This window comes from Micromonospora chaiyaphumensis, assembly GCF_900091435.1.
GTDB classification, from domain to species: Bacteria; Actinomycetota; Actinomycetes; order Mycobacteriales; family Micromonosporaceae; genus Micromonospora; species Micromonospora chaiyaphumensis.
The window spans coordinates 27,926-49,643 of the sequence record NZ_FMCS01000016.1 but is presented as its reverse complement, the minus strand read 5'-3'; the positions used below and the strand labels follow the sequence as shown (position 1 = coordinate 49,643).

Sequence of the window (21,718 nt, the reverse complement as noted above, 5' to 3'; positions counted from 1 at the left end):
GGTGGTCATGATCGAGCGGGAAGCGCCCCGATCCGAGTGGGTCCCCGAGCTGGCGAAGCGGATCATCCGGCGGCACTGGATCCTCGGCCACTGCGACCGGTGCCAGGGGAAGGCCGACACGTGCGGATCCCTGCGGTGGGCTCGGGACCGGATCAGAGCGCGCCGCCCGGGCGACAACGGACCCGACGTGCACTGAACGGCTCACCCAGGCGACTCGGCGGTGACGTCGGCAGTCGCGGCTGTCACCGGCCGCTGGCGAAGCAGGGAAGCAGTGCTCAGCCGGCCTCCGGGTCGAGGCCGAGCGCCGCACGGCCCCCGTCGACGGGCAGGGTCACGCCGTTGACGAAGGACGCTGCGGCCGACAGCAGGAAGGCGACCACGTCGGCGACCTCCCCGGTACGCCCGATCCGGCCCACCGGGTGCAGCCGGGCCAGCTCCGCCTCGACCCGGTCCGCCTCCACGGGATCCAGGCCGGCCAGGAACGCGGCGTGGCGCTCGGTGTGCACCGAGCCGAGCGCGACCGCGTTGGTGCGGATCCCCCGGCCGCCGTAGTCCACCGCGAGGGCCCGGGTCAGTCCCTCGACGGCGGCCTTGGCGGTGGCGTACGGCAGGGCGCCCGGCACGGCCCGCCGGGCCTGGTGGGAGGAGACGTTGACGATGGCGCCGCCGGTGCCGGCGGCCAGAAAGCGGCGTACGGCGGTGCCGGCGCCGACCACGGCCGGGCGCAGGTTGGCGGCGATCAGGTCGAACACCTCCCCCGCCGGCGCGTGGTGCAGGGCGGCGTCCCGGAACACGGCGGCGTTGTTGACCCAGCCCGCCAGCGGGGCGGCCGCCTCGGCGACGTCGGCGGCCCGGGCGGTGACCTCCTCGTCGGCGGCGTCCCCGGCCAGCGGGAGCAGCCGGTCGGCGGCCGGGTGAGCGGCCAGCCAGGCTAGCGCCGCCTCGTCCCGCTCGATGACGACCACCGTGCCACCGTCAGCCGTCAACCGTTCGACAATGGCCCGCCCGACGCCCCGTCCGCCCCCGGTGACCACGTACGACCGTGCCGTCATCCGACCACCCGGGTCACCGACGTCCTCGCGGTCGCCCCGTGGCCGGCGGGACCGACCAGGCGGCAGCCGGCGATCTTGGCGAGTTGCCGTTCGCCAGGAACGGAAACTCGCCAAGATCGGAAAAACCTGGCGGGGAACACCGTCATGGGCGCCGGTGGACGACCACGCAGGCCAGGCCCGGACCCGCGTGCGCGGCGACCACCGCTCCCGCCTCGGAGACGTACGTGTCGTGCAGCCGGTCGTCCAGCCGCTCGGTCAGCGTGGCCAGCAACTGGTCGGCGCGCTGCGGGGCGGCGAGGTGGTGCACGGCGAGGTCGACCTCAGCGTCGCCGGCCGCCTCGACCGCCAGGTCGACCAGGCGCGCCACGCCCCGGCTGGCGGTGCGCACCTTGTCCCGCACCACGATCGCGCCGTCCGGCATGTGCATGATCGGCTTGACCGAGAGGGCGGTGCCGAGCAGCGCCTCGGCGGCGTTGATCCGGCCGCCCCGGCGGAGGAACTCCAGCGTGTCGACGTAGAAGAAGATGGTGGTCCGGTCGACGGCGTCGAGCGCCGCCTCGCGTACCCCGGACAGGTCCGCGCCCTGCGCGGCGGCCGTGACGGCCGCGAGCACCGGGAAGCCCAGGCCCATGCCGGTGGAGCGGCTGTCGACCACGGCGACCCGGTCGTCGCCGACCTCGGCGGCGGCCAGCCGGGCCGCGTCGACGGTGCCGGACAGTTCGGCGGACAGGTGCACCGAGACGACCCCGTCGGCGCCCGCGGCGAGCAGCTCCCGATAGACCTGCGCGAACTGTTCCGGGGCGGGCCGCGACGTGCTCACCGTGACCCGACGGCCGCTGAGCACGCGGGTGGCGTCCTCGGGGGACGTCTCGACGCCTTCCAGCCCCTCGGCGCCGTTGAGCACGACGGTCAGCGGGATGACGGTGAGCCGGTGCGCGCGCACCAGCTCGGCCGGCAGGTAGGCGGTGGAGTCGGTGACGACCGCGACGGGCATGCCCGGCACGCTAGCCGATGTCACGGCGGCGCGCCGGGGCCGAACGGCTCAGACCGCGTCGGTCAGTGCGGGCTGGGTGATCAGCCCGACGTTGTGCGCCCGCAGGTGCCAGCCCCGGACGTCGTCGTGCCGCAGCTCGGTCCAGTGGCAGTTGGCCAGCGACCCGAGGCTGCGCAGCACCATGTGGTCCCAGCCGAGCAGGTGTCCGACGCCCTGGCGGGCGCCGCCGCCGTGGGTGGTCACCACCACGGTGCCACCGGTGGCCAGGTCCGCCGCCGCCTGGAACGCGGCGCCGAGCCGCTTGCCCAGGTCGTGGAGGCTCTCGATGCCCGCGCCGGGGTCGGGGTCGCCGGCCCGCCAGCGGGCGTACTCGTCGGGGAAGCGCTCGGCCGCCTCGGTGAGGGCGAGGCCCTGCCACTGGCCGAAGTGCCGCTCGCGCAGCCGGGCGTCGGAGCGGACCGGCAGCCCGGTCAGCGCGGCGAGCGCGGCGGCGGTGTCGGCGGCCCGGCGCAGGTCACTGGCGACGATGGCGTCCGGGCGCAGCGCGGCCAGCACCGGCGCGGCGGCCCGGGCCTGCTCCCGGCCGAGGTCGTTGAGCGGGACGTCTGTCTGCCCCTGGACCCGGCCGGCGGCGTTCCAGTCGGTGTTGCCGTGCCGCCAGACGATCAGACGGGTCATTCCGCGGTGGCGGTGCCGGCGGCCGAGTCGGCGAGGTCCCGGTCCACGAACGGGATCTGCGGGCAGTCCTTCCAGAGCCGGTCGAGGGCGTAGAACTCGCGCTCCTCGGTGTGCTGCACGTGGACCACGATGTCGACGTAGTCGAGCAGCACCCAGCGGCCACCGCGCTCGCCCTCGCGGCGGACCGGCTTGGCCTTCTCGGGCAGCTCGAGCAGGCGCTCCTCGATGGCGTCGACGATGGCGAGCACCTGACGCTCGTTCGGAGCGGCGGCCAGCAGGAACGCGTCGGTGATCGCGAGCTGGTCGCCCACGTCGATGATGACGATGTCCTGCGCCTTCTTGTCGGCCGCGGCCTGGGCGGCGGCCATCGCCAGCTCGTGCGCGCGTTCGGAAACTGTCACCGTTCTCCTTCGATCAACCGTGCGACTCTCCAAGCCTCTCACACCCGTCGGGGCGGCGACTTGTCAGTTCTGGTCGATTACGCGGACAAAGGCCACGTTCCGGGCGGAATTACCGCTGATAGAGCCGCCGTTTCGCGATGTACTGCACCACACCGTCGGGCACCAGATACCAGACCGGCTCGCCCCGGGCCACCCGCGCGCGGCAGTCCGTCGAGGAGATGGCCATGGCGGGGACCTGCACGAGGCTGACCGTGTCGGCGGGCAGGTGCTTGTCGGAGAGTTCGAAGCCGGGCCGCGTCACCCCGATGAAGTGGGCCAGCTCGAACATCCGGTCCACCTCCTTCCACGACAGGATGCGGTCCAGGGCGTCCGCGCCGGTGATGAAGAAGAGCTGCACCTTCGGGCCGTACTCGTCGTGCAGGTCCTGGAGGGTGTCGACCGTGTAGGTGGGGCCGCCCCGGTCGATGTCGACCCGGCTGACCTGGAAGCGGGGGTTGGAGGCGGTGGCGATCACCGTCATGAGGTAGCGGTCCTCGGCAGAGCTGACCGGTTCGTCGGCCTTCTGCCACGGCTGCCCGGTGGGCACGAAGACCACCTCGTCCAGGCCGAACCGGTCCGCCACCTCGCTGGCGGCCACCAGGTGCCCGTGGTGGATGGGGTCGAACGTGCCACCCATGATCCCGATTCGCCGGATGTCTTCCTCCACCCCGCGATCGTAGGCCGGGGTCCACGGGCGGTCGGGCCGGGCCGCCGGGCGTCCCACGGGCCGCGCCGGGCGCGGTCACCCCCCCCCCCCCCCCCCCCGCCCCCCCCGGTCCCACAGGTCAGGCGCCGGCGACGGCCACCGCGGTCCGGGCGACCAGGGCGCGGCGCAGGTCGTCGTCCAGGTCGACGACCCGCCGGCGCAGCCCCGGCGTGAGGTCGTCGCGGGCCAGCAGCGCCGCGGCCAGCTCCCGGGTGGTCTGGGCCACGGCGAAGCGGGGGAAGGCCAGGGCGGCGACCCGGTCGGCCGTCCACGGGGTACGCAGCCGCGCGGCATCCGGCATGTCGGCGAAGTACCGCTCGACGTAGCCGGCGGTCAGCTCGGCCTGCTCCGGCTGCCAGAAGCCCTCCGCCGTCGCCTCCACGAGCCGGTTGGAGAGCTCGGTGTTGTGGATGACGATCTCCCACGCGGCCCGCTTGGCGTCGGCGTCGGGCAGGGCGGCCCGGCAGCTCGCGGCCCGCTCGGCCCCGGTGGCGCTGCGGTCGGTGGCCGCCTCGGCGGCGATCTCGGGCTCGCCGGCCGCACCCAGCACCACGAGCCGGTACAGAAGCGCCCAGCGCAGGTCGGCGTCGACCGCCAGACCCTCCGGCACGCCCGCGCCGGCCAGCCACCCGCCGAGCAGCCCGGTGTCGGTGGTGGCGCCGATGAGCCCGCGGGCCGCGGCGAGTTGCAGGGAGCCGCCGGCCGGGGCGCCGGCCAGCAGGGTGGCGCAGGCCCCGGCGACGCGGAGCAGGGCCGCGTCGCGGGCCAGCGGGTCCAGGTAGCGGTCGACCAGGTTGCGGCTGAGGCTGAGCACGTCCTCCGCGATGATCACCTCGGTCTCGGCCGGCAGCGCCGCCGCGATCAGCGCGACCACCGAGGTCACCGGCCGCTCGCCGTCGGTGGCGGCGTCCAGCGCCTCGCCCCACAGCAGCGCCCGGGCCAGCGGGTCGGCCAGCCCCGGGAGCACCATGGGCACCGCGTCCGCCGAGGCGGCGTCGAGCCGGATCTTGGCGAAGGTGAGGTCACCGGCGTTGGGCAGCAGCAGGCCGGTGGCCGGCTGCCCGACCAGCTCGGTCAGCACGGTCCGGCCCCCGTCGGCGGCCGGGTCGAGGTCGACCTCGAAGTGGCGCACCGGGGCGTCGGTGGCGTGCCGGGCCACGCCGATGCGGTGCGGGCGCAGCACCGGGTGGGCCTCCGGCGCGGTCTGCACCACCGCCGCCCCGGTCCACCGGCCGTCGGCGTCCACCGCCGTCTCCATGCGCAGCGTGTTGACCTGGGGCCGGCGCAGCCAGCGCTCGGCCCAGTCGGCCAGGTCCCGCTCGCTCGCGGCGCTCAGGCTCTCCAGCAGGTCGGCGAGGGTGGCGTTGCCGAACCGATGCTTGGCGAAGTGCGCGTTCAGGCCGGCCAGGAACGGCTCGTCGCCGACCCAGGCGACCAGCTGGCGCAGCACGCTGGCGCCCTTGGCGTAGGAGATGCCGTCGAAGTTGAGCAGCGCCTGGGCGGCATCGGCCACCTCCTCCGGCGCCACCGGGTGGGTCGAGGGGCGCTGGTCGGCCGCGTAGCCCCAGGCCTTGCGACGCATGGCGAAGGTGGTCCACGCCTGGGTGAAGCGGGTGGCCTCGGCCGTGACCCGGGTGCCCAGGTATTCCGCGAAGGACTCGTTGAGCCACAGGTCGTCCCACCAGCGCATGGTGACCAGGTCGCCGAACCACATGTGCGCCATCTCGTGCGCGATGGTGGTGGCCCGCAGCTCCCGCTGGCTGTCGGTGACCGCGGAGCGGAAGATGTAGTCGTCGCGCAGGGTCACCAGGCCCGGATTCTCCATGGCACCGGCGTTGAACTCGGGGACGAACGCCTGGTCGTACTTGCCGAACGGGTAGCGCTCGGCGAAGAGCTGGTGGAACCGGTCGAGGCACTGCCGGGTCACGGTGAAGATCTCGTCGGCGTCGGCGTCCAGGTGCGCGGCGAGCGACCTGCGGCAGTAGACGGCGAGCGGGATGCCGTCGTGCTCGTCCTGCCGGACGTGCCAGGGGCCGGCGATCAGCGTGACGACGTACGTCGCCAGCGGCGCGGTGGGTGCGAACTCCCAGCGCCCCGGCGCCGGCCGGTCGGCGACCTGGCCGTTGGCGGCCACCGTCCACTCCGGCGGAGCGGTCACCGCGAGCGTCACCGGCGCCTTGAGGTCCGGCTGGTCGAACGCGGCGAAGATGCGCTGCACGTCGTCCAGAAAGGACATGGCGTAGAGGTAGGTCTCGCCGTCGGCCGGGTCGACGAAGCGGTGCATGCCCTCGCCGGTGTTCGAGTAGGCCATCTCGGCGCTGACGGTCAGCGTGTTGGTGGCGGCGAGCCCGGTCAGCGGCAGCCGGTTGTCGTCGAGCAGGGCCGGGTCCAGGTCCTGGTCGTTGAGGCGTACCCCGAGCAGTCGAAGGGGCTTGACCTCGGCGAAGGTCTCGGCGCCGGGGTTGGCCCGGAACCGGATGGTGACGGTGGAGCGGAACCGCTCGGCGTCGCCGGTCAGGTCGAGGTCCACCTGGTAGGACTCGACGGTGATCGACGCGCCACGCGCGGTCGCCTCTACACGGGTCAGGCTCGGCATCCGCTTATCCTGCCCGATGGGGCCCGAGCGGGCTCCCCCGATGCGCATGGCGATGGAGGAACAACGATGGGTCAGCACCCCAAGGGCGATTTCGACCTGTCTCGCGCGGTCTGGCAGCGGGCCGAGGGCGACACGTCGGACAGTGCGGTCGAGGTGGCCTTCGTCGGCGACCTGATCGGGATGCGCAACTCGGCCGAGCCGGACGGGCCGGTGCTCGTCTTCACCCAGGACGAGTGGGACGCCTTCGTGGCGGGCGCCCAGGACGGCGAGTTCGACCTGGACTGAGCCCGCCCGCTCAGTCACCGTCGCCCCAGCCGAGCCCGCCCGGGCCGGGCGCGTGGTGGAAGCCGGGGTGGCCGGCCACGTCCGCGCAGCGCTCGCCGTCGGGGCCGACCGCCCCGCAGAACAGCCGCTCCGCGCGGTGCCAGGCGTCGGCCGGGGAGAGCGCCGCCGCGCCGAGCGCCACCTCCGGGCGGAGCAGGCCGAGCGCCTCGGCGTACGCGACCGCGAGCTCCCGTGCGGTGGCCGGGTCGGCCGCCTCGAAGCCGAGGTGCACGGTGAAGTGCCGGGGTGGCCGGGCCGCCGCACGCCGGGGCGGCCCGACGAGCGGCTCCCCCCGGTCGCCCCGCCGCAGCCCGGTCACCGCCCGCCGGTGCCGCCAGTGCGCCGCCCTGTTGTCCCGCATGCGTCCTCCCCGTCGCCGATGGCCGCCCGCCGGACCTCGCGCCGGCGGGTGCGGGGCCGGCCGGCGCCGGCCCCGTCCCGAAGCGAACCAGCTTTTCCGCGCCCTGGGAGGGGCCAGCTCGCGCGCTCGGCGCTGGCCCCCTCCCCCGGTCGCCGGGGTGAGGATTCGCCGCCGCCGGCCCGGGTAGGTAGCGCAGCGACCGCGCAGGGTTCGCCGAGCCGCGTCAGGAGCAGCCCATGAGCACCATCCCGAGCGACCGCAGCCCGGAGAGCACCCTGGCGTTCCTCCGCGAGGGCTACCGGTTCGTCGGCGCGCGGTGCGACCGCCTGGGCACCGACATCTTCCAGACCCGGCTGCTGCTGGAACCGACGATCTGCCTGCGGGGCCGCCCGGCGGCGGAGCTGTTCTACGACACCGAACGCTTCGTCCGGCGCGGCGCCATGCCGATGCGCGCGCAGCGCACGCTGACCGGGGTGGGCGGCGTCCAGGGCCTCGACGGCGCCGAACACCGCAGCCGCAAGGCGATGTTCATGTCGATCATGACGCCGGCGGCGGTCCGCCACCTCGGCCAGCTCTTCGACGACGAGTGGCGGGCGCGGATCCCGGCGTGGGCGGAGTCCGGGCCGGTGGTGCTCTACGACGAGGTGGGCCGGATGCTGACCCGGGCGGTCTGGGCCTGGGCCGGCGTGCCGCTGGCCGACGCCGACGTGCCGCGCCGGACCGCCGAGATGCACGCGATGATCGAGGGACCGGCCGCGGTGGGTCCGGGGCACTGGCGGGGCCGGCTCGGCCGCCGCCGCGCCGAACGGTGGGCCGGCGAGGTGATCGAGCGGGTGCGGTCCGGCGCGCTGCCGGCGCCGGAGGGCAGCGCGCTGCGGGTCGTCGCCGGGTACCGGGACGAGCAGGGCATGCTGCTGCCCCGCCGGATCGCCGCGGTGGAACTGCTCAACGTGCTCCGCCCGACCGTCGCGGTGGACCGCTTCGTGGTCTTCGCGGCGCTGGCGCTGCACGACCACCCGCAGTGGTGCGAGCGGGTCCGCGACGACGACACGGCGGCGATGAGCTTCGTGCAGGAGGTACGGCGCTACTACCCGTTCTTCCCGGTCGCCGCGGCCCGGGTCCGGCGCCCGTTCGAGTGGCAGGGGCACGCGTTCCCGCAGGGCCGGCGGGTGCTGCTCGACCTGTACGGCACCAACCACCACCCGCAGCTCTGGCCGGAGCCGGAGCGGTTCCGGCCGGAGCGGTTCGACGGCTGGCGGGGCGACCCGTTCGGGCTGGTCCCGCAGGGCGGCGGCGACCACTTCACCGGCCACCGCTGCGCGGGCGAGTGGATCACGATCGAGCTGATGAAGCGGGCGGTCGCCAACCTCACCGGGTCGATGAGCTACCGGGTGCCGCCGCAGGACCTGGCCCTGGACCTCGGCCGGATGCCCGCCCTGCCGCCCAGCGGCCTGGTCCTCGACGGGGTACGCCGGACCGCCTGAACGACCACCGTCACGACGCCACCACGAGCGCCTGCGGGGCGGCCTGCTTCATCCGGGTGCGCAGCCACTTGAGCTGCATCGACGTCTCCTGCTCGCACGCCTTGACCACGCCGAGCAGGTCCTCGTCCCGCGCCCCGTACGCGGCCTGCCCGACCACCGTCCAGCAGATGTCGCACTCGGCGGCCATGAGGTAGAGGTCCTGGAGGTCGCGGAGCAGCCCGATCGGCCCGGTACGCGTGCCGGCGAACAGCTCGGAGTGCAGCCGGTCCGGCTCGCCGGGGGCCTCCTCGGCGTACCGGCGGGCGAAGGGGGCCAGCCTCTCCGCGTGTGCGCGGCACTGGGTGGCCAGCTTCTCGCAGGTGTGGAAGACGTCCGGCTCCTCCCCGTGCGCCTTCCCCACCTCGGTGTAGGCGTCGCCGAGCCGTTCCTGGGCCTTGTGCAGCAGGCCGAGATAGTGCGCGAGGTGCATGGTCACTCCCCCCTCGACGGCGCCTCGGCGGCCGGCCCGCCGACCGTGGCCGGGATTCCGGAGCCCTCCGGCGGGGCGGAGCCGCCCACCGTGGGGGCGGGTGAGGGCCGGCCGCCCGAGTCGGCCTCCTTCACCAGCCGCACGGCCGCCACCTTGAAGATGGGCTGTTTGGAGACCGGGTCCCAGGCGGTGATGGTCAGCTCGTTGGCCGCCCGGTCGTGCCGCCCATCGCCCGGGGCGGCACCGTCGGCCGCGTCCCAGTAGCCGTAGTGGAAGGGCAGGAAGACCACGCCGGGGCGTACCCCGCAGACGCGGGCCCGGGCGCGGACGACGCCGCGCGGCGACTCGATCCGGAGCAGGTCCCCCTCGGCGACGCCGAGCCGGTCGGCGTCGGCCGGGTTGACCTCCACCCACGACTCCGGGGCGGCGTGCACGAGCTGGCTGGCGCGGCCGGTCTTGGTCCGGGTGTGGAACTGGTAGACGGTCCGCCCGGTGGTGAGCAGCAGCGGGAACTCGCCGCTCGGCACCTCGGGCGACGGCTGGTAGGGCGCGGCGTGCAGGAACGCCCGCCCGCCGGGCTGCTTGGCCCGGTACTCCCCGGGCAGCAGCTCGGCACCGGTGGCCAGGTCGTGGCCGTACGACTCGCAGTAGTCCGGGTCGGTGTTGAACACCCCGTCGGTGTAGAGCCGCTCGGTGCCGTCCGGGTGCTCGTCGGTGCAGGGCCACTGGATGCCGCCGGTGCGTAGCCTGTCGTAGGTGATCGCGGTGTAGTCGCAGGGCCGGCCGCGGGAGCACTCCTTCCAGGCCTCGAAGACCTCCTCCGGCCCGGTCCAGGTGATCAGCGGGCCGCCGTCGGAGTCGCGGAAGTCCATCCGGCGCGCGTAGTCGAGGAAGATGTCCAGGTCGGGTCGGGCCTCGCCGGGTGGCTCGACGGCCTTGTCGGAGATGTGCACGGTCCGGTCGACGCTGGTGAACGTGCCGGTCTTCTCGCCCCAGGTGGCGGCCGGCAGCACCACGTCGGCCAGCTCGGCGGTCTCGGTCAGGAAGAGGTCCTGCACCACCACGAACAGCTCCGGGTTCGCCAGGATCCGGCGGATCCGGGCCAGGTCGGGCAGGGAGACCGCCGGGTTGGTGGCCGAGATCCACAGCAGCTTGATCGAGCCCTGCTCGGCGTACCGGAAGATCTGCATGGCGTGCGTCGGCGGCGCCCAGTGCGGGATCTTGTCGACCTCGACGTTCCACAGCCGGGCCAGCTCCGCGATGTGCTCCTCGTTGGCCCAGTTGCGCAGGCCGGGCAGGTCTCCGTCGGCGCCGCACTCGCGGTTGTTCTGCGCCGTGGGCTGGCCGTTCATCTGGTAGAGCCCGGCGCCGGGCCGCCCGAGCATGCCGCGGATCAGGTGCAGGTTGTTCACCTGGCAGGAGGCCGCGGTGGCCTGGTTGGACTGGTAGAAGCCCTGGAGGACGGTGGAGAGCAGCCGCTCCGACCGCCCGAGCAGCTCGGCGGCGCGCTCGATGTCCGCGGCCCGCAGGTCGCAGATCTCGGCGACCTTCGCGACCGGGTAGTCGTCCACCACCCGGCACAGCTCCTCGAACCCGAGCGTGTGCTCCCGGACGTACGCCTCGTCGTACCAGCCGCGGTGGATCACCTCGCGGAGCAGGCCGTTGAGCAGCGCCTGGTTCGTGCCGTTGCGCAGCGCCAGGTGCACGTCGGCCTCCCGGGCCACCGGGGTGGCGCGCGGGTCGATCGCGAGCATGGCCGGCGGGTTCGGCCCGCGCCGCCGGTCCAGCATCCGCATCCAGAGCACCGTCTGGGTCTCCGCGACGTTGTGCCCCCACAGCGCGATGGCGTCGCAGTGGTCCACATCGGTGTACGACCCGGGCTGCCCGTCGGTGCCGAAGGACGCCTTGAGCGCGGCGGCGGCGGTGGCGGTGCAGAGCCGTGTGTTGCCGTCCATGTGCGGGGTGCCGATCCCGGCCTTCCCGATCACCCCGAGCGTGTAGTACTCCTCCAGGAAGAGCTGGCCGCTGGTGTAGAAGCCGAAGTGCCCCCAGCCGCCCGGGCCGTCCAGCAGCTCCTTCGACCGGGCCACGATCCGGCCCATGGCGGTGTCCCAGTCGGTCTCGACCAGGCGGTCCCCCTCACGGACCAGCGGCCGGCGCAGCCGGTCCGGGCTGTGGTTGGCCTGCCAGCCGTAGAGGTCCTTCGGGTCGACCCGGCCGTGGTTGATCCGGTCCCCGGCGCGGCCCCGGACACCGACGATCCGGTCGTCGGCCACCGCGATGTCCATGGCGTCGCCGTTGGAGTGCAGGATCGAGGCGCTGGGCACCCAGCGCTGCACGTCGGCCTCGGTGTGCCCGTCGGCCAGGAAGGTGTCCACCCGCACCGGCCAGCGCTCACCCGGCCCGTACGGCGTGCGCGGGCCCCAGGGGTCCGCGATCCGGTCCACCACCGCTCATCCCTCCTTCGGCGCCGCCCACAGCGGCATCGGCCGGCCGGTCGCCCGGTTGAACAGCAGGTCCACCGCGGTCACCAGCAGCACGGCGGCGAACGCCACGACGAGCTGGACCGGGGTGTGCAGCAGCCCGAGACTCACGATCAGTGTGGTAGCGCCGGCCGGCGGATGCGCGGCCTTCAGCAGCACCAGCACCGCGGCGGTGACCGCGAGCGAGCCGGCCGCGGCCACGATCCGCACCCCGGACATTCCCTCCTGGAGCGCCGACGGCCGGTGGGCCAGCCCGGTGAGCACCAGGAACGCGTACCCGGCCAGCAGCGCCACGAGGTGCCCGAGGACGGTGTTGCGGGGCGAGGACTCCGGCCTGCCGGGCTGCTCGACGTGCAGCATGATCGCCGGCCCGAGGCTGGGGAACAGCCACGGCTGCCGGGTCAGCAGGGCGATCGCGCCGGCCACCACCACGGCGACCGCGCTGCCGGCGAGGGCCCGCACGGCGGGCCGGGACGGCGTCTCATCGATCTCGGGGGGCATGTGTCGTGCTGTACCCCGCCGTGGAATTTCGAATCGACGCACGTCCCGGTGATCGCCGCCCGGTCAGGCCGCCTGCGGGTGCAGCACGGTGCGCAGGCAGCCCTCCTCCTTCTTCTGGAAGATCTCGTAGCCCCGGGCACCCTGCTCCAGCGACATCGGATGGGTGGCCAGGTAGCCGGGGTCGATCTCGCCGATGGCGATCCGGTCCAGCAGCATCGGGATGTAGCGCTGGGCGTGCATCTGCCCCATCCGCAGCACGAGCGCCTTGTTCATGGCCGCGCCGAGCGGGAACTTGTCCACCAGGCCGCCGTACACCCCGACGATGCTCACGGTGCCGCCCTTGCGGCACGCCATGATCGCCTGCCGGACCGAGGTGGGCCGGTCGGTCTGGAGCCGGGCCGTCTGCTTGGCCCTGTCGTACGTGTAGGTCGGCCCCACGTCGTGCGACTCCATGCCGACCGCCTCGATGCAGGCGTCCGGCCCGCGCCCGGCGGTCAGCTCGCGCAGCGCCTCCAGCACGTCGGTCTCCGCGTAGTTGATCGTCTCGACGCCGAGCCGCTGCGCGGCGGTGGCCAGCCGTTCCGGCAGCCGGTCGATGACGATGACCCGCTCGGCGCCGAGGATCTGCGCGGACCGGGCGGCCATCTGGCCCACCCCGCCGGCGCCCCACACGGCCACCACCTCGCCGCCCTTGAGGCCGCAGAAGTCGGCGGCCATCCAGCCGGTCGGCATGGCGTCGGAGGCGAACACCACCGAGTCGTCCGGCACCCCGGCCGGCACGGTGAAAGCGCCGACGTCGCCGAACGGCACCCGGATGTACTCCGCGTGGCTGCCCGAGTAGCCGCCGGCCGCGTGCGAGTAGCCGAGGATCCCGGCGGGCGAGTGCCCCCAGAGCTTCTCGGTGAAGACCGGCTGCGGGTTGGAGTTGTCGCACAGCGAGTACTGCTCGGTGCGGCAGTACCAGCAGCCGCCGCAGGCCACCACGGAGCCGACCACCACCCGGTCGCCGACCTTGATCCGCTGCACGTCGGGGCCGGTCTCCACCACCTCGCCCATGAACTCGTGGCCGAGGATGTCCCCCTCCCGCATCGCCGGCAGGTACCCGTTGATGAGGTGCAGGTCGGAGCCGCACACGCTGCTGGCCCGCACCCTGACGATGATGTCGCCACCCGACCGGATGGTCGGCTCCGGCACGTCGCGGACGGCCAGCCTGCCGACGCCCTCCCAGCACAGCGCCCTCACGGCCGGCCTCCCGCCATCAGCTTTTCCCGGACCCGGTCGGTCGCCTGCTCCTGCTTCGGGCTCCGCCCCGACGGGTCGTGCCGGGTGTCCAGCACCTGGCCGGTCTCGATGAGGGACTTGATCCGGCGCAGGCCGCTGCGCAGCGCGATGTCCGGGTCACCCCCGCCGGCCAGGCCGAGCGCCCGGCGCACCGGGCCGGACCGCCAGCGCAGCTCGGCGCGGATCTCGGTGCCCCGGTCCTGCGGGGCGGGCGCCAGCTCGACCCGTCCCTGCTGGGCCACCGGCCCGTCGGTGACCCGCCAGCTCAGCCGGCCCGGGCCGTCGACGGTGATCTCGGCCCGCCATTCGGTGCCGCCGCCGGCCGGGTCGCTCGCCACGCAGCGCCACCGGTTGTCGCCGAGCTGCTCCAGGGTCGCCCACTCGGCGAGGCCCCGGTCCAGCCGTTCCCGGTCGGTCCAGAAGCCGATCACCGCGTCCACCGGCCGGTCCACGGTGATTCCCCGGTGGACGACGTACCAGCCGTCCACCCGGTCGGGTTGGTGCCGGCGCCGTCGCCGCGCCAGCACCCGGCCGACCCCGAGCACGGTCACCGTGGCGGCGCCGGCCAGCGCCCACCTCGTCGCGTTGCTGCTGCTCATCACGTCTCCTCCGCCGGGGCGCCTCGGACCGCCCGCATCCCGGTGCGCTACCCGGCCCGGAGGCGTCGAAACGGCGAAGCGGTTTGATCACCGAAATTTCGGGCACGCTGCCGTCCCGCCAGACCGAGAGGGGCGCGCCGTGGCCTTCGACACCAGCGAGTCCGGCCGGCACCGTCCGGCCGGCGGTTACCCCCGGGCGCTCGCCCGCCTCGACCCCGGCACGGCGTCCGCGCCGGGCCGGCTACCGCTGGCGTACGTCCTGCCGCTGCGCGCGGACGCCGACACCGGCGGCAGCGGGCTGACCGGGTACCTTCGCGAGCTGAGCCGGTGGGTGGACGTGATCGTCGTGGACGGGTCACCCCCGGAGCGGTTCGCCCGGCACGCGGCCGCGTGGCGGGGGCTGGTGCGGCACGTCCCGCCCGATCCGGCGCTGCGCGGGCGCAATCCGACGGCGCTCGGCGTGCTGACCGGCGTCGCCCTGGCTCCCCACGAGCACGTGGTGATCGCCGACGACGACGTCCGCTACGACCTCGCAGGGCTGCGCGCCGTGCACGGGCTGCTCGACCGGGTGGACCTGGTCCGGCCGCAGCACCACGCCGACCCGCTGCCCTGGCACGCCTGGCGGGACACCGGCGGGACGCTGCTGCGCCGGGCGCTCGGTGGGGACGCGCCGGGCACCCTCGCGGTGCGCCGGAGCACCTTCCTGGCCATGGGCGGCTACGACCCGGACGTGCTCGCCGGGAGCCTGGAGCTGGTCCGGACGGTCCGCGCGTACGGCGGTGCCACGGCGGCCCCCGCCTGGCTGTACGTGCGCCGGCAACCGCCGACCGCGGGGCGGCCGGCCCGGCCGGCGTACGACGAGCCGGCCCGGCCGGGGTGGCTGCTGGCCGCGCTGGCGGTGCTGCCGGCCGCAGCGGCCGCGCTCGCCACCCGTCGGCCGGGTCTGCTGCTGCGCGCCGGTGCGGCGACGGTGGCCGTGGCGGAGCTGGGCCGGCGACGGGCCGGCGGCGCCCGGGTCTTCCCGGCGCACACCACGCTCGCGGCGCCGCTCTGGCTGCTGGAACGCGGGGTCGGCGCCTGGCTCGCCGTGGGCCGGCGGCTGCGCGGCGGCGCGCCCGCCGGGGCTGCCGGTCAGGCCGCGCACACGACCCGGGCCCTGCGCCGGCGGCTCGCCGAGCGGCGGCCCGACGACCTGGTGCTCTGGGTGGAGACCGGCGCCGCGCCGGCACCGGTCCGGGCGGACCGGCTGCCGCGCTGAGCCGGTGACCCCGCACGCGACAGCTCGCGGCCACTCCCCGGCGTGCTGCCGGGAGTGACCGCGAGCTGCGGCGTACGGATGTCGGCGGTCAGTACCGCGCCTGGTCGCGGGACTGCTGCGCGGTGTCCTTGACGTCCTGCGCGGCGGACCTGGTGTCGTCCTTGACCGCGTGCACGGCGTCCTGGGCGGTGGCCTTCACCGACTCGGCGGCGTGCTGCGCGGGCTCGCGCAGCTCCTCCTTCAGCTCGCCGGCGACCTCGGTGAGCTTCTCCTTCACCACGCCGCCGTGCTCGGCCGCCTTCTCCTTGACCTGGGCGGCGACCTGCTGCTCGCGGCGGGTGGCCGGGATCAGCGAGGAGACCAGCATGCCGACGCCGAAGGCGATCACGCCGGCCGCGATCGGGTTGCCCTCGGACTTCTCCCGCAGCACCTGCGGCGCCCGGTGGGCGGCGTCGCCGACGGTGGAGGCGGCGGCGTGCGCCTTGTCGCCGACGGTGGACGCCGCCGAGGAGGCGTGGTCACCCACCGAGTGGGCGGCGTGGCCGGTGCTGTGGCCGAGGTCCGATGCGGTTCCCATCACCTTGTCCTTCACATTCGTCAGCGCGCTGCGCACACGCTGCTTGCGGTCGTCGACGATGCGGCTCGGGCTGACCTTGTACGCCAGGGCGTCCACGTCCGAGCTCAGGTTGCTGCGAGTGGCTTCGATCTCCCGGCGGATCTGGTCGGGATCGGTGCTCATCGGTTGACTCCCTCCGGGTGCGGCTTGAGCGCGTCGGGGATGCGCTGCACGCTGTCGTTGGTCTGCTTGAGGCCGCGGATCCGCTCGGCGTTCTTCTTGCCCATCGAGTAGAGGACCGCGGCGACGACGGCCCAGATCACGGCCACGATCAGCGCGGCCAGACCCGAATCCATCACGTTGTCGAGGAACTGCCAGATCGCGATGGAGACGAAGAGCGCCACCATGTAGCCGCCGAAGCCGGCGCCGCCGAAGAGGCCGGCGGCCTTGCCCGCCTTCTTCCCCTCCTGCCGGATCTCGGCCTTGGCCAGCTCGACCTCCTGGCGCATCAGCGTGGAGAGGTCCGTGGTCACCTGGCGCATCAGCTCGCCGATGGAGTTGCCCCGGACCTCGTCCGCGGTGTGCGGCGCGCCCGGCGCGGTGTAGCCGGAGTCCAGCCCGGACCCCTGCGTCGGCATGCTCATGCCGTCGCCTCCCTTCTGCCGGTCAGGCCGTTCACGGACGGTTGACGCCGCTCGACGGCACGCCCGGCAGCGGGTCGGTCCGGCTCGGCGGGGGCAGCGGCTGGCCGGTGCCACCCTCCGGGTCGGCCCAGGTGTTCGGGGCGCCACCGCCCGGGTAGGTCGCGCCCGGCGCGGAGTAGCCCGGGTCCGGCTCGGCGTACGTGCCGGGGGTCGGGTCGAGGTAGCCGCCCGGCGGCACCTGCTCCGGCACCGCCCGCGAGGTCGGGATGACCGCGGTCCGGTCCGGGTCGTACGACGGCTGCACGTCGTTGCCGTCGCCGACGGCCGCGATGTTCCGGGTCAGCCGGCCGGCCACCACGCCCAGCAGGGCGGCGCCGACCAGGAAGGTGCCCGGATTGCGGCGCGCGTAGTTCTTCACCTCGTTGAGGAGGTCGCCCGGCTCGCGCTGCTCCAGCCAGCCGGCCACGCCGTGCACCCGGTCGGCGGCCTGGTGGGCCAGTTCGGTGACCGGGCCCGCGCCGCCGCCGTTCTGCGCCATCGAGCGCATCTCGTCGGCCAGCGAGCGCAGCCCGCTCGCCGCGCGCTGCTGCTGCTGGCTGGTCTGGGCGGTGACCTGGTTCCGGGCCTCGCCGTAGAGGTTGCGGGCCTGGCGCTTGGCCTCGCCCACCACCTCCTGGCCCTGTTCCTTGGCGGTCTGCGCGACCGCGCCGCCCGCGTTGGCGGCCTCGTTGCCGACCTGGCGGGCCTGGTCACGGACCCCGCCGCCGTTGGTCGACTCGTACGTGCCGGACGAGGATGAGAGATCGTAAGTCATGACGTCCCTTCCGCTCGGGAACTCGTAGCGGTTGTGCTCGGGGGGATCACACCGGCGTTGCTGCCGGCGTGTCGGAATCCCTACCCCCGGTTGCCGGGTCCATGCCTGATTCGTCATTTCTCTGCGGCGGCGCCCCGCGCCGGTCACACAATGGAGGGTCTGCCCGCTCCGGGCGGCGGTGAGCACCACGGAGGTGACAGCGATGGCACGTGACGTGCGCGGACGCGCCGTGGCCCGGTCCCGGCCGCTGATCCAGAAGGTCGCCCTCGCGGTGGCCGCCGTCTTCGTGCTGATCGGTGTGCTCGGCTTCGTCCCCGGCTTCACCATCCACTACGGCGACCTGGAGTTCGCCGGCCACCACTCCGAGGCCAAGCTGATCGGCCTGTTCCAGGTGTCGATCCTGCACAACCTGCTGCACCTGCTCTTCGGCCTGGTCGGCCTCGTGCTGGCCCGCCGGGTCGCCGGGGCGCGGCTGTTCCTGGCCGGCGGCGGCGCCGCCTACCTGGGCCTCTGGCTGTACGGCTTCGGCATCGACCGGGAGACGGCCGCGAACTTCGTGCCGTTCAACGACGCCGACAACTGGCTGCACCTCTTTCTCGGCTTCGGCATGCTGGCGCTGGGTCTGCTGCTCAACAACGAGGTGGGCACCGGCGGGCGGCCGGACACCCCCCTCGACCGGCCCTGACCAGCACCGTCACCCGTTCGGGCGGCGTCGGCCGCGACACACCGGGCCCACGTTTGCCCGCGCACGGCCCGGGGCACCAGGACCACCACGGGGAGTGACCCCGGTGGGACGAGGAGGTCCGGCGATGCCACGGTGGTTGCGGGACAACGCGCTCACGGTTGCCATGCTCGGCGCGTTCGCGATCTTCCTGGTGTTACAGAGCGTGTTCGGCTGGCACGTGCACAACGAGGAGCTGGCCGAGAACGGCGCCGCACCGCTGAGCTGGTGGGCGTACCTGGGCACCGGGCACTTCGCGGAGGCGGTCTTCGAGAACTGGGAGTCGGAGTTCCTCCAGATGGGTGGCTACGTGCTGCTCACCGCGTACCTGGTGCAGAGGGGCTCGGCCGAGTCGAAGCCGGAGGGCCAGACGGACCGGCCCGAGGACGACCCGCGGCGCGCGACGCCGGACTCCCCCTGGCCGGTACGGGCCGGCGGCCTGCCGCTGGTGGTCTACCGCAACAGCCTCTCCATCGCGCTGTTCATGATCTTCGCGGGCTCGTTCCTGGGGCACCTGTTCGGCGGCGTGGCCGCCTACAACGAGGAGCAGGCGCTGCAGAGCGGGGCCGCCCCGATCAGCGCCTGGCAGTTCCTCGGCACCAGCGACTTCTGGTTCCAGTCGATGCAGAACTGGCAGAGCGAGTTCCTCGCCGTGGGCGTGCTCATCCTGCTCAGCATCGTGCTGCGCCAGCACGCCAGCCCCGAGTCCAAGCCGGTCACCGCGGCCCACGCCGAGACCGGCGCGTAGGGATCGGCGTCAGGCGGCGACCGGCAGCCGCTTGGCGAAGCAGACGCTGTACGGGTTGTCGACGTACTCGCCGTACACCGGGATCGGTTGGTAGCCGCAGGACCGGTAGAGACCGACGGCGGCCGGGAGGTAGGTGCCGGTCTCCAGGCACACGGTGGTGTGCCCCTGCCGGAAGGCCAGCTCCTCCAGGGCGGCCAGGAGCTGCCGGGCGATCCCCCGCCCCCGGTACGCCGGGCGGACGTACATCCGCTTCAGCTCGCCGGTGTCGGCGTCGAGCGCCTGGAGGCCGCCGCAGGCGACCGCCCGGCCACCCTCGACCACCGCCAGGTAGCGGATGTCGTCGTGGGTGACCGTGGCCTGCCCGTCCAGGCCGCCGTCGGCCTCGCGCAGCTCGCGCTGCTGGGCGGCGACCAGGGCGGCGATCTCGGGATCGGTGGCGGGACGGGATTCGATCAGCATCCCGTCACGGTAGGTCGACCGGATTTCACGGAGGTTTCCGGCCAACGTCCCGAACACGGACGGAGCGGAACTAGTCCCAGTCCTCGTCGTCGGCGTCGTCCTGCGGGGCGCCGGCCTCCAGCTCGTCCTCCGGGCGCACCCGGCGCGCCTTGCGGGCGGCCAGCCGCTCCGCGGCGGAGGCCCGGGTCGACTTGTCCTCCAGCCGGACGTCGGTGCCCCGGTTGCCGGGGACGAAGTCGACCCCGGCGTAGAGGGTCGGCTGCCAGTCGAACTCCCGCTCGCCGATCCGGACCAGGTCGCCCGCCTGCGCGCCGGCCTTGGCCAGCTTCTCCTCCACGCCGAGGCGGGCCAGCCGGTCGGCCAGGTAGCCCACGGCCTCGTCGTTGTCGAAGTTCGTCTGCTTGACCCAGCGCTCCGGGCGGTTGCCCCGGACGGTGAAGGAGCCGTCCTCCTCGGCCTCGATGGTGAAGCCGGTGTCGTCGACCGCCTTCGGGCGGAGCACGATCCGCGTCGGCTCGGCCGGCGGCGCGGCGCGGCGGGACTGGTCGACCAGCTCGGCCATCGCGTACGTCAGCTCCCGCAGCCCCTCGCGGGTGGCGGTGGAGACGTCGAACACCCGGAAGCCGCGGGCCTCCAGGTCGGGCCGGACGATGTCGGCGAGGTCCCGCCCGTCCGGCACGTCGATCTTGTTGAGCGCCACGAGGCGGGGGCGCTCGGCCAGACCGCCGTACTGGGTCAGCTCGGACTCGATGGCGTCGATGTCGGCGAGCGGGTCGCGGCCCGGCTCCAGCGTCGCCGTGTCGACCACGTGCACCAGCACGGCGCACCGCTCGACGTGGCGGAGGAACTCCAGGCCCAGACCCTTGCCGGTGGCCGCGCCCGGGATGAGCCCCGGCACGTCGGCGACCGTGAAGGTGTGGTTGTCCACCCGGACGACGCCCAGGTTGGGCACGAGGGTGGTGAACGGGTAGTCGGCGATCTTCGGCTTGGCCGCGGAGATCACCGAGATCAGCGAGGACTTGCCCGCCGACGGGAAGCCCACCAGGCCGACGTCGGCGACGCTCTTCAGCTCCAGCACCACGTCGAGCCGGTCGCCGGGCTCGCCCAGCTCGGCGAAGCCGGGGGCCTTGCGCCGGGCGTTGGCCAGCGAGGCGTTGCCCCGGCCGCCGCGGCCGCCCCGGGCCGCCTCGAAGGTGGTGCCCACACCGACCAGGTCGGCCAGCACCTCGCCGTCGAGGGTCTGCACCACGGTGCCGTTCGGCACCTTGATGACCAGGTCGCGGCCGTTGGCCCCGTCCCGGTTCGAGCCGGCACCGCCCTTGCCGTTCTCGGCCTTCATGTGCGGCCGGAAGTGGAAGTCGAGCAGGGTGGTCACCTGCGGGTCGACGACCAGCGAGACGCTGCCGCCGTGCCCGCCGTTGCCGCCGTCGGGGCCGCCGAAGGGCTTGAACTTCTCCCGGTGGATGGAGACACAGCCGTGCCCGCCGTCGCCGGCCTGCATGTGCAGGACGACCCGGTCAACGAACGTCGTCACGACGCAATCCTTCCAGCGAGACAACGCCCCGCATCTGAAAAAGCGAAGCGGGCCGGGACCCGAGGTCCACGGCCCGCAACGCCTGCGAATTACTGCTGCGGCACGATGCTGACGGTCTTGCGACCGCGCTTGGTGCCGAACTGGACCGAGCCGGCGGCCAGCGCGAACAGCGTATCGTCGCCGCCACGGCCGACCAGGTCACCGGGGTGGAACTTGGTGCCACGCTGACGGATGAGGATCTCACCCGCGCTGACGACCTGACCACCGAAGCGCTTCACGCCGAGCCGCTGGGCCGCGGAGTCGCGACCGTTACGCGAGCTGGACGCACCCTTTTTGTGAGCCATTGGAGGACGACCTACTTCCCGCTGGAGATGCCGGTCACCTTGACCTGGGTCAGCGGCTGGCGGTGACCCTGGCGCTTGTGGTAGCCGGTCTTGTTCTTGAACTTGTGGATCCGGATCTTCGGGCCCTTGGTGTGCGCGGCGATCTCGCCGGACACCGCGACCTTGGCAAGCTTCGCCGCGTCGGTCACCAGGTCGTCACCGTCGACGAGGAGCACCGCGGTGAGCTTCACCGCGTCGCCGGGGGCACCGGCGAGCTTCTCGACCTCGATCACGTCGCCCTCGGCGACCTTGTACTGCTTGCCGCCGGTCTTGACGATCGCGTACATCGGAGGCGGACTCCCTGTCGTTGAGGCTGCTGGCGTCTTCACCCACCGTCACCGGTAGGTCGTTCCCACGGCGTCTCGCCGGGAGCCGTGACACCGGCGGCGCGGGCACGCGGGAACTCGGCACACCAAAGTGCGCCGCAGGCAAGCGTACGCCATACCCGGCCCGCCACCCAAACCGGGCCGCCGGTCAGGCCGCGGCCGGTGGCGCGCAGCATCTCGGCCGGCTTGAACACGTACGTCTGCACGGCGGCGGAGCCGGCCTGCCTGGCACGCGCGCAGACGCCGGTCCCTGGTGACGATCGGGGCCGGTGTGGCTGCCGTGGGCGCTGGGACGGAGACGGCAGGG

At 73.9% G+C, this 21,718-nt stretch carries 24 protein-coding genes; 5 read left to right on the top strand and 19 right to left on the bottom strand.

The features are described from left to right. Positions 1-275: 275 nt before the first annotated feature. From GA0070214_RS30075 to pepN, 6 genes are all read right to left on the bottom strand, one after another. Entirely contained in the window at positions 276-1,052 is a 777-nt protein-coding gene (locus GA0070214_RS30075) for an SDR family NAD(P)-dependent oxidoreductase (protein WP_091269905.1), read from the bottom strand. A 142-nt stretch (positions 1,053-1,194) separates the two neighbouring features. Beyond that, complete coding sequence (locus GA0070214_RS30070) at positions 1,195-2,046, bottom strand: DegV family protein (RefSeq protein WP_091269904.1); 852 nt, start codon at positions 2,044-2,046, stop codon at positions 1,195-1,197. Between the two features lie 48 nt (positions 2,047-2,094). Then, the gene (locus GA0070214_RS30065) at positions 2,095-2,724 is read right to left on the bottom strand and encodes a histidine phosphatase family protein (RefSeq protein ID WP_091269903.1); all 630 of its coding nucleotides are present in this window, start codon (positions 2,722-2,724) and stop codon (positions 2,095-2,097) included. After that, positions 2,721-3,125, bottom strand: a complete 405-nt coding sequence (gene rsfS, locus GA0070214_RS30060) for a ribosome silencing factor (protein ID WP_030503099.1) — start codon at positions 3,123-3,125, stop codon at positions 2,721-2,723. The genes GA0070214_RS30065 and rsfS overlap by 4 nt, the downstream gene beginning before the upstream one ends. Before the next feature lie 109 nt (positions 3,126-3,234). Beyond that, on the bottom strand, positions 3,235-3,831 hold the full coding sequence (gene nadD / locus GA0070214_RS30055; RefSeq protein ID WP_091269902.1) for a nicotinate-nucleotide adenylyltransferase: 597 nt from the start codon (positions 3,829-3,831) through the stop codon (positions 3,235-3,237). Positions 3,832-3,949: 118 nt separating this feature from the next. Then, positions 3,950-6,466 (bottom strand): aminopeptidase N, encoded by a 2,517-nt coding sequence (gene pepN / locus GA0070214_RS30050; protein ID WP_091269901.1) that lies wholly within the window; start codon positions 6,464-6,466, stop codon positions 3,950-3,952. A 66-nt stretch (positions 6,467-6,532) separates the two neighbouring features. Here pepN and GA0070214_RS30045 point away from each other — a divergent pair, with 66 nt between their 5' ends. Then, positions 6,533-6,751 carry a DUF397 domain-containing protein gene (locus GA0070214_RS30045; RefSeq protein ID WP_091269900.1) on the top strand — a complete coding sequence of 73 codons (219 nt, stop codon included), beginning with the start codon at positions 6,533-6,535 and terminating at the stop codon, positions 6,749-6,751. A 10-nt stretch (positions 6,752-6,761) separates the two neighbouring features. On the opposite strand, the gene GA0070214_RS30040 is transcribed toward GA0070214_RS30045, so the two are convergent. Next, the gene (locus tag GA0070214_RS30040) at positions 6,762-7,151 is read right to left on the bottom strand and encodes a hypothetical protein (RefSeq protein WP_091269899.1); all 390 of its coding nucleotides are present in this window, start codon (positions 7,149-7,151) and stop codon (positions 6,762-6,764) included. Between the two features lie 236 nt (positions 7,152-7,387). On the opposite strand from GA0070214_RS30040, the gene GA0070214_RS30035 reads away from it, so the two are divergent. Next, the gene (locus GA0070214_RS30035) at positions 7,388-8,635 is read left to right on the top strand and encodes a cytochrome P450 (protein ID WP_091269898.1); all 1,248 of its coding nucleotides are present in this window, start codon (positions 7,388-7,390) and stop codon (positions 8,633-8,635) included. Between the two features lie 10 nt (positions 8,636-8,645). Here GA0070214_RS30035 and GA0070214_RS30030 read toward each other — a convergent pair whose 3' ends face one another. From GA0070214_RS30030 to GA0070214_RS30010, 5 genes are all read right to left on the bottom strand, one after another. Then, complete coding sequence (locus GA0070214_RS30030; protein ID WP_091269897.1) at positions 8,646-9,104, bottom strand: hypothetical protein; 459 nt, start codon at positions 9,102-9,104, stop codon at positions 8,646-8,648. Positions 9,105-9,106: 2 nt separating this feature from the next. Then, positions 9,107-11,551 carry a molybdopterin oxidoreductase family protein gene (locus GA0070214_RS30025; protein ID WP_244167916.1) on the bottom strand — a complete coding sequence of 815 codons (2,445 nt, stop codon included), beginning with the start codon at positions 11,549-11,551 and terminating at the stop codon, positions 9,107-9,109. A gap of 6 nt (positions 11,552-11,557) precedes the next feature. Continuing rightward, entirely contained in the window at positions 11,558-12,088 is a 531-nt protein-coding gene (locus tag GA0070214_RS30020; protein WP_091269895.1) for an HPP family protein, read from the bottom strand. Between the two features lie 63 nt (positions 12,089-12,151). Next, complete coding sequence (locus GA0070214_RS30015; protein ID WP_091269894.1) at positions 12,152-13,330, bottom strand: zinc-dependent alcohol dehydrogenase; 1,179 nt, start codon at positions 13,328-13,330, stop codon at positions 12,152-12,154. Then, entirely contained in the window at positions 13,327-13,968 is a 642-nt protein-coding gene (locus GA0070214_RS30010; protein ID WP_091269893.1) for an SRPBCC family protein, read from the bottom strand. Before GA0070214_RS30010 ends, GA0070214_RS30015 begins: the two co-directional genes overlap by 4 nt. A 139-nt stretch (positions 13,969-14,107) precedes the next feature. Here GA0070214_RS30010 and GA0070214_RS30005 point away from each other — a divergent pair, with 139 nt between their 5' ends. Then, positions 14,108-15,226 (top strand): glycosyltransferase family 2 protein, encoded by a 1,119-nt coding sequence (locus GA0070214_RS30005; protein WP_244167915.1) that lies wholly within the window; start codon positions 14,108-14,110, stop codon positions 15,224-15,226. 88 nt (positions 15,227-15,314) lie between these two features. On the opposite strand, the gene GA0070214_RS30000 is transcribed toward GA0070214_RS30005, so the two are convergent. From GA0070214_RS30000 to GA0070214_RS29990, 3 genes are read right to left on the bottom strand one after another with little or no spacing between them, the layout of a single operon-like run. Continuing rightward, entirely contained in the window at positions 15,315-15,965 is a 651-nt protein-coding gene (locus GA0070214_RS30000; RefSeq protein ID WP_091269892.1) for a DUF3618 domain-containing protein, read from the bottom strand. Next, positions 15,962-16,426: a phage holin family protein gene (locus GA0070214_RS29995; protein WP_091269891.1), complete on the bottom strand. Its 465-nt coding sequence runs from the start codon at positions 16,424-16,426 to the stop codon at positions 15,962-15,964. The genes GA0070214_RS30000 and GA0070214_RS29995 overlap by 4 nt, the downstream gene beginning before the upstream one ends. Positions 16,427-16,457: 31 nt before the next feature. Beyond that, complete coding sequence (locus GA0070214_RS29990; RefSeq protein WP_091269890.1) at positions 16,458-17,240, bottom strand: hypothetical protein; 783 nt, start codon at positions 17,238-17,240, stop codon at positions 16,458-16,460. Positions 17,241-17,442: 202 nt separating this feature from the next. On the opposite strand from GA0070214_RS29990, the gene GA0070214_RS29985 reads away from it, so the two are divergent. Next, positions 17,443-17,925 (top strand): DUF4383 domain-containing protein, encoded by a 483-nt coding sequence (locus GA0070214_RS29985; RefSeq protein WP_091269889.1) that lies wholly within the window; start codon positions 17,443-17,445, stop codon positions 17,923-17,925. A gap of 124 nt (positions 17,926-18,049) precedes the next feature. Next, complete coding sequence (locus tag GA0070214_RS29980) at positions 18,050-18,709, top strand: DUF6766 family protein (RefSeq protein WP_091269888.1); 660 nt, start codon at positions 18,050-18,052, stop codon at positions 18,707-18,709. A 9-nt stretch (positions 18,710-18,718) separates the two neighbouring features. On the opposite strand, the gene GA0070214_RS29975 is transcribed toward GA0070214_RS29980, so the two are convergent. The 4 genes from GA0070214_RS29975 to rplU form a co-directional block, all read right to left on the bottom strand. Then, positions 18,719-19,168 (bottom strand): GNAT family N-acetyltransferase, encoded by a 450-nt coding sequence (locus GA0070214_RS29975; protein ID WP_091269887.1) that lies wholly within the window; start codon positions 19,166-19,168, stop codon positions 18,719-18,721. 70 nt (positions 19,169-19,238) lie between these two features. Then, positions 19,239-20,702: a GTPase ObgE gene (obgE, locus tag GA0070214_RS29970; protein ID WP_091269886.1), complete on the bottom strand. Its 1,464-nt coding sequence runs from the start codon at positions 20,700-20,702 to the stop codon at positions 19,239-19,241. A gap of 89 nt (positions 20,703-20,791) precedes the next feature. Next, a complete protein-coding gene (gene rpmA, locus GA0070214_RS29965) occupies positions 20,792-21,046 on the bottom strand; it encodes a 50S ribosomal protein L27 (RefSeq protein WP_013288010.1) in 255 nt (84 codons plus the stop codon). Positions 21,047-21,057: 11 nt separating this feature from the next. Beyond that, entirely contained in the window at positions 21,058-21,372 is a 315-nt protein-coding gene (rplU, locus tag GA0070214_RS29960) for a 50S ribosomal protein L21 (protein ID WP_018787289.1), read from the bottom strand. Positions 21,373-21,718 lie beyond the last annotated feature (346 nt).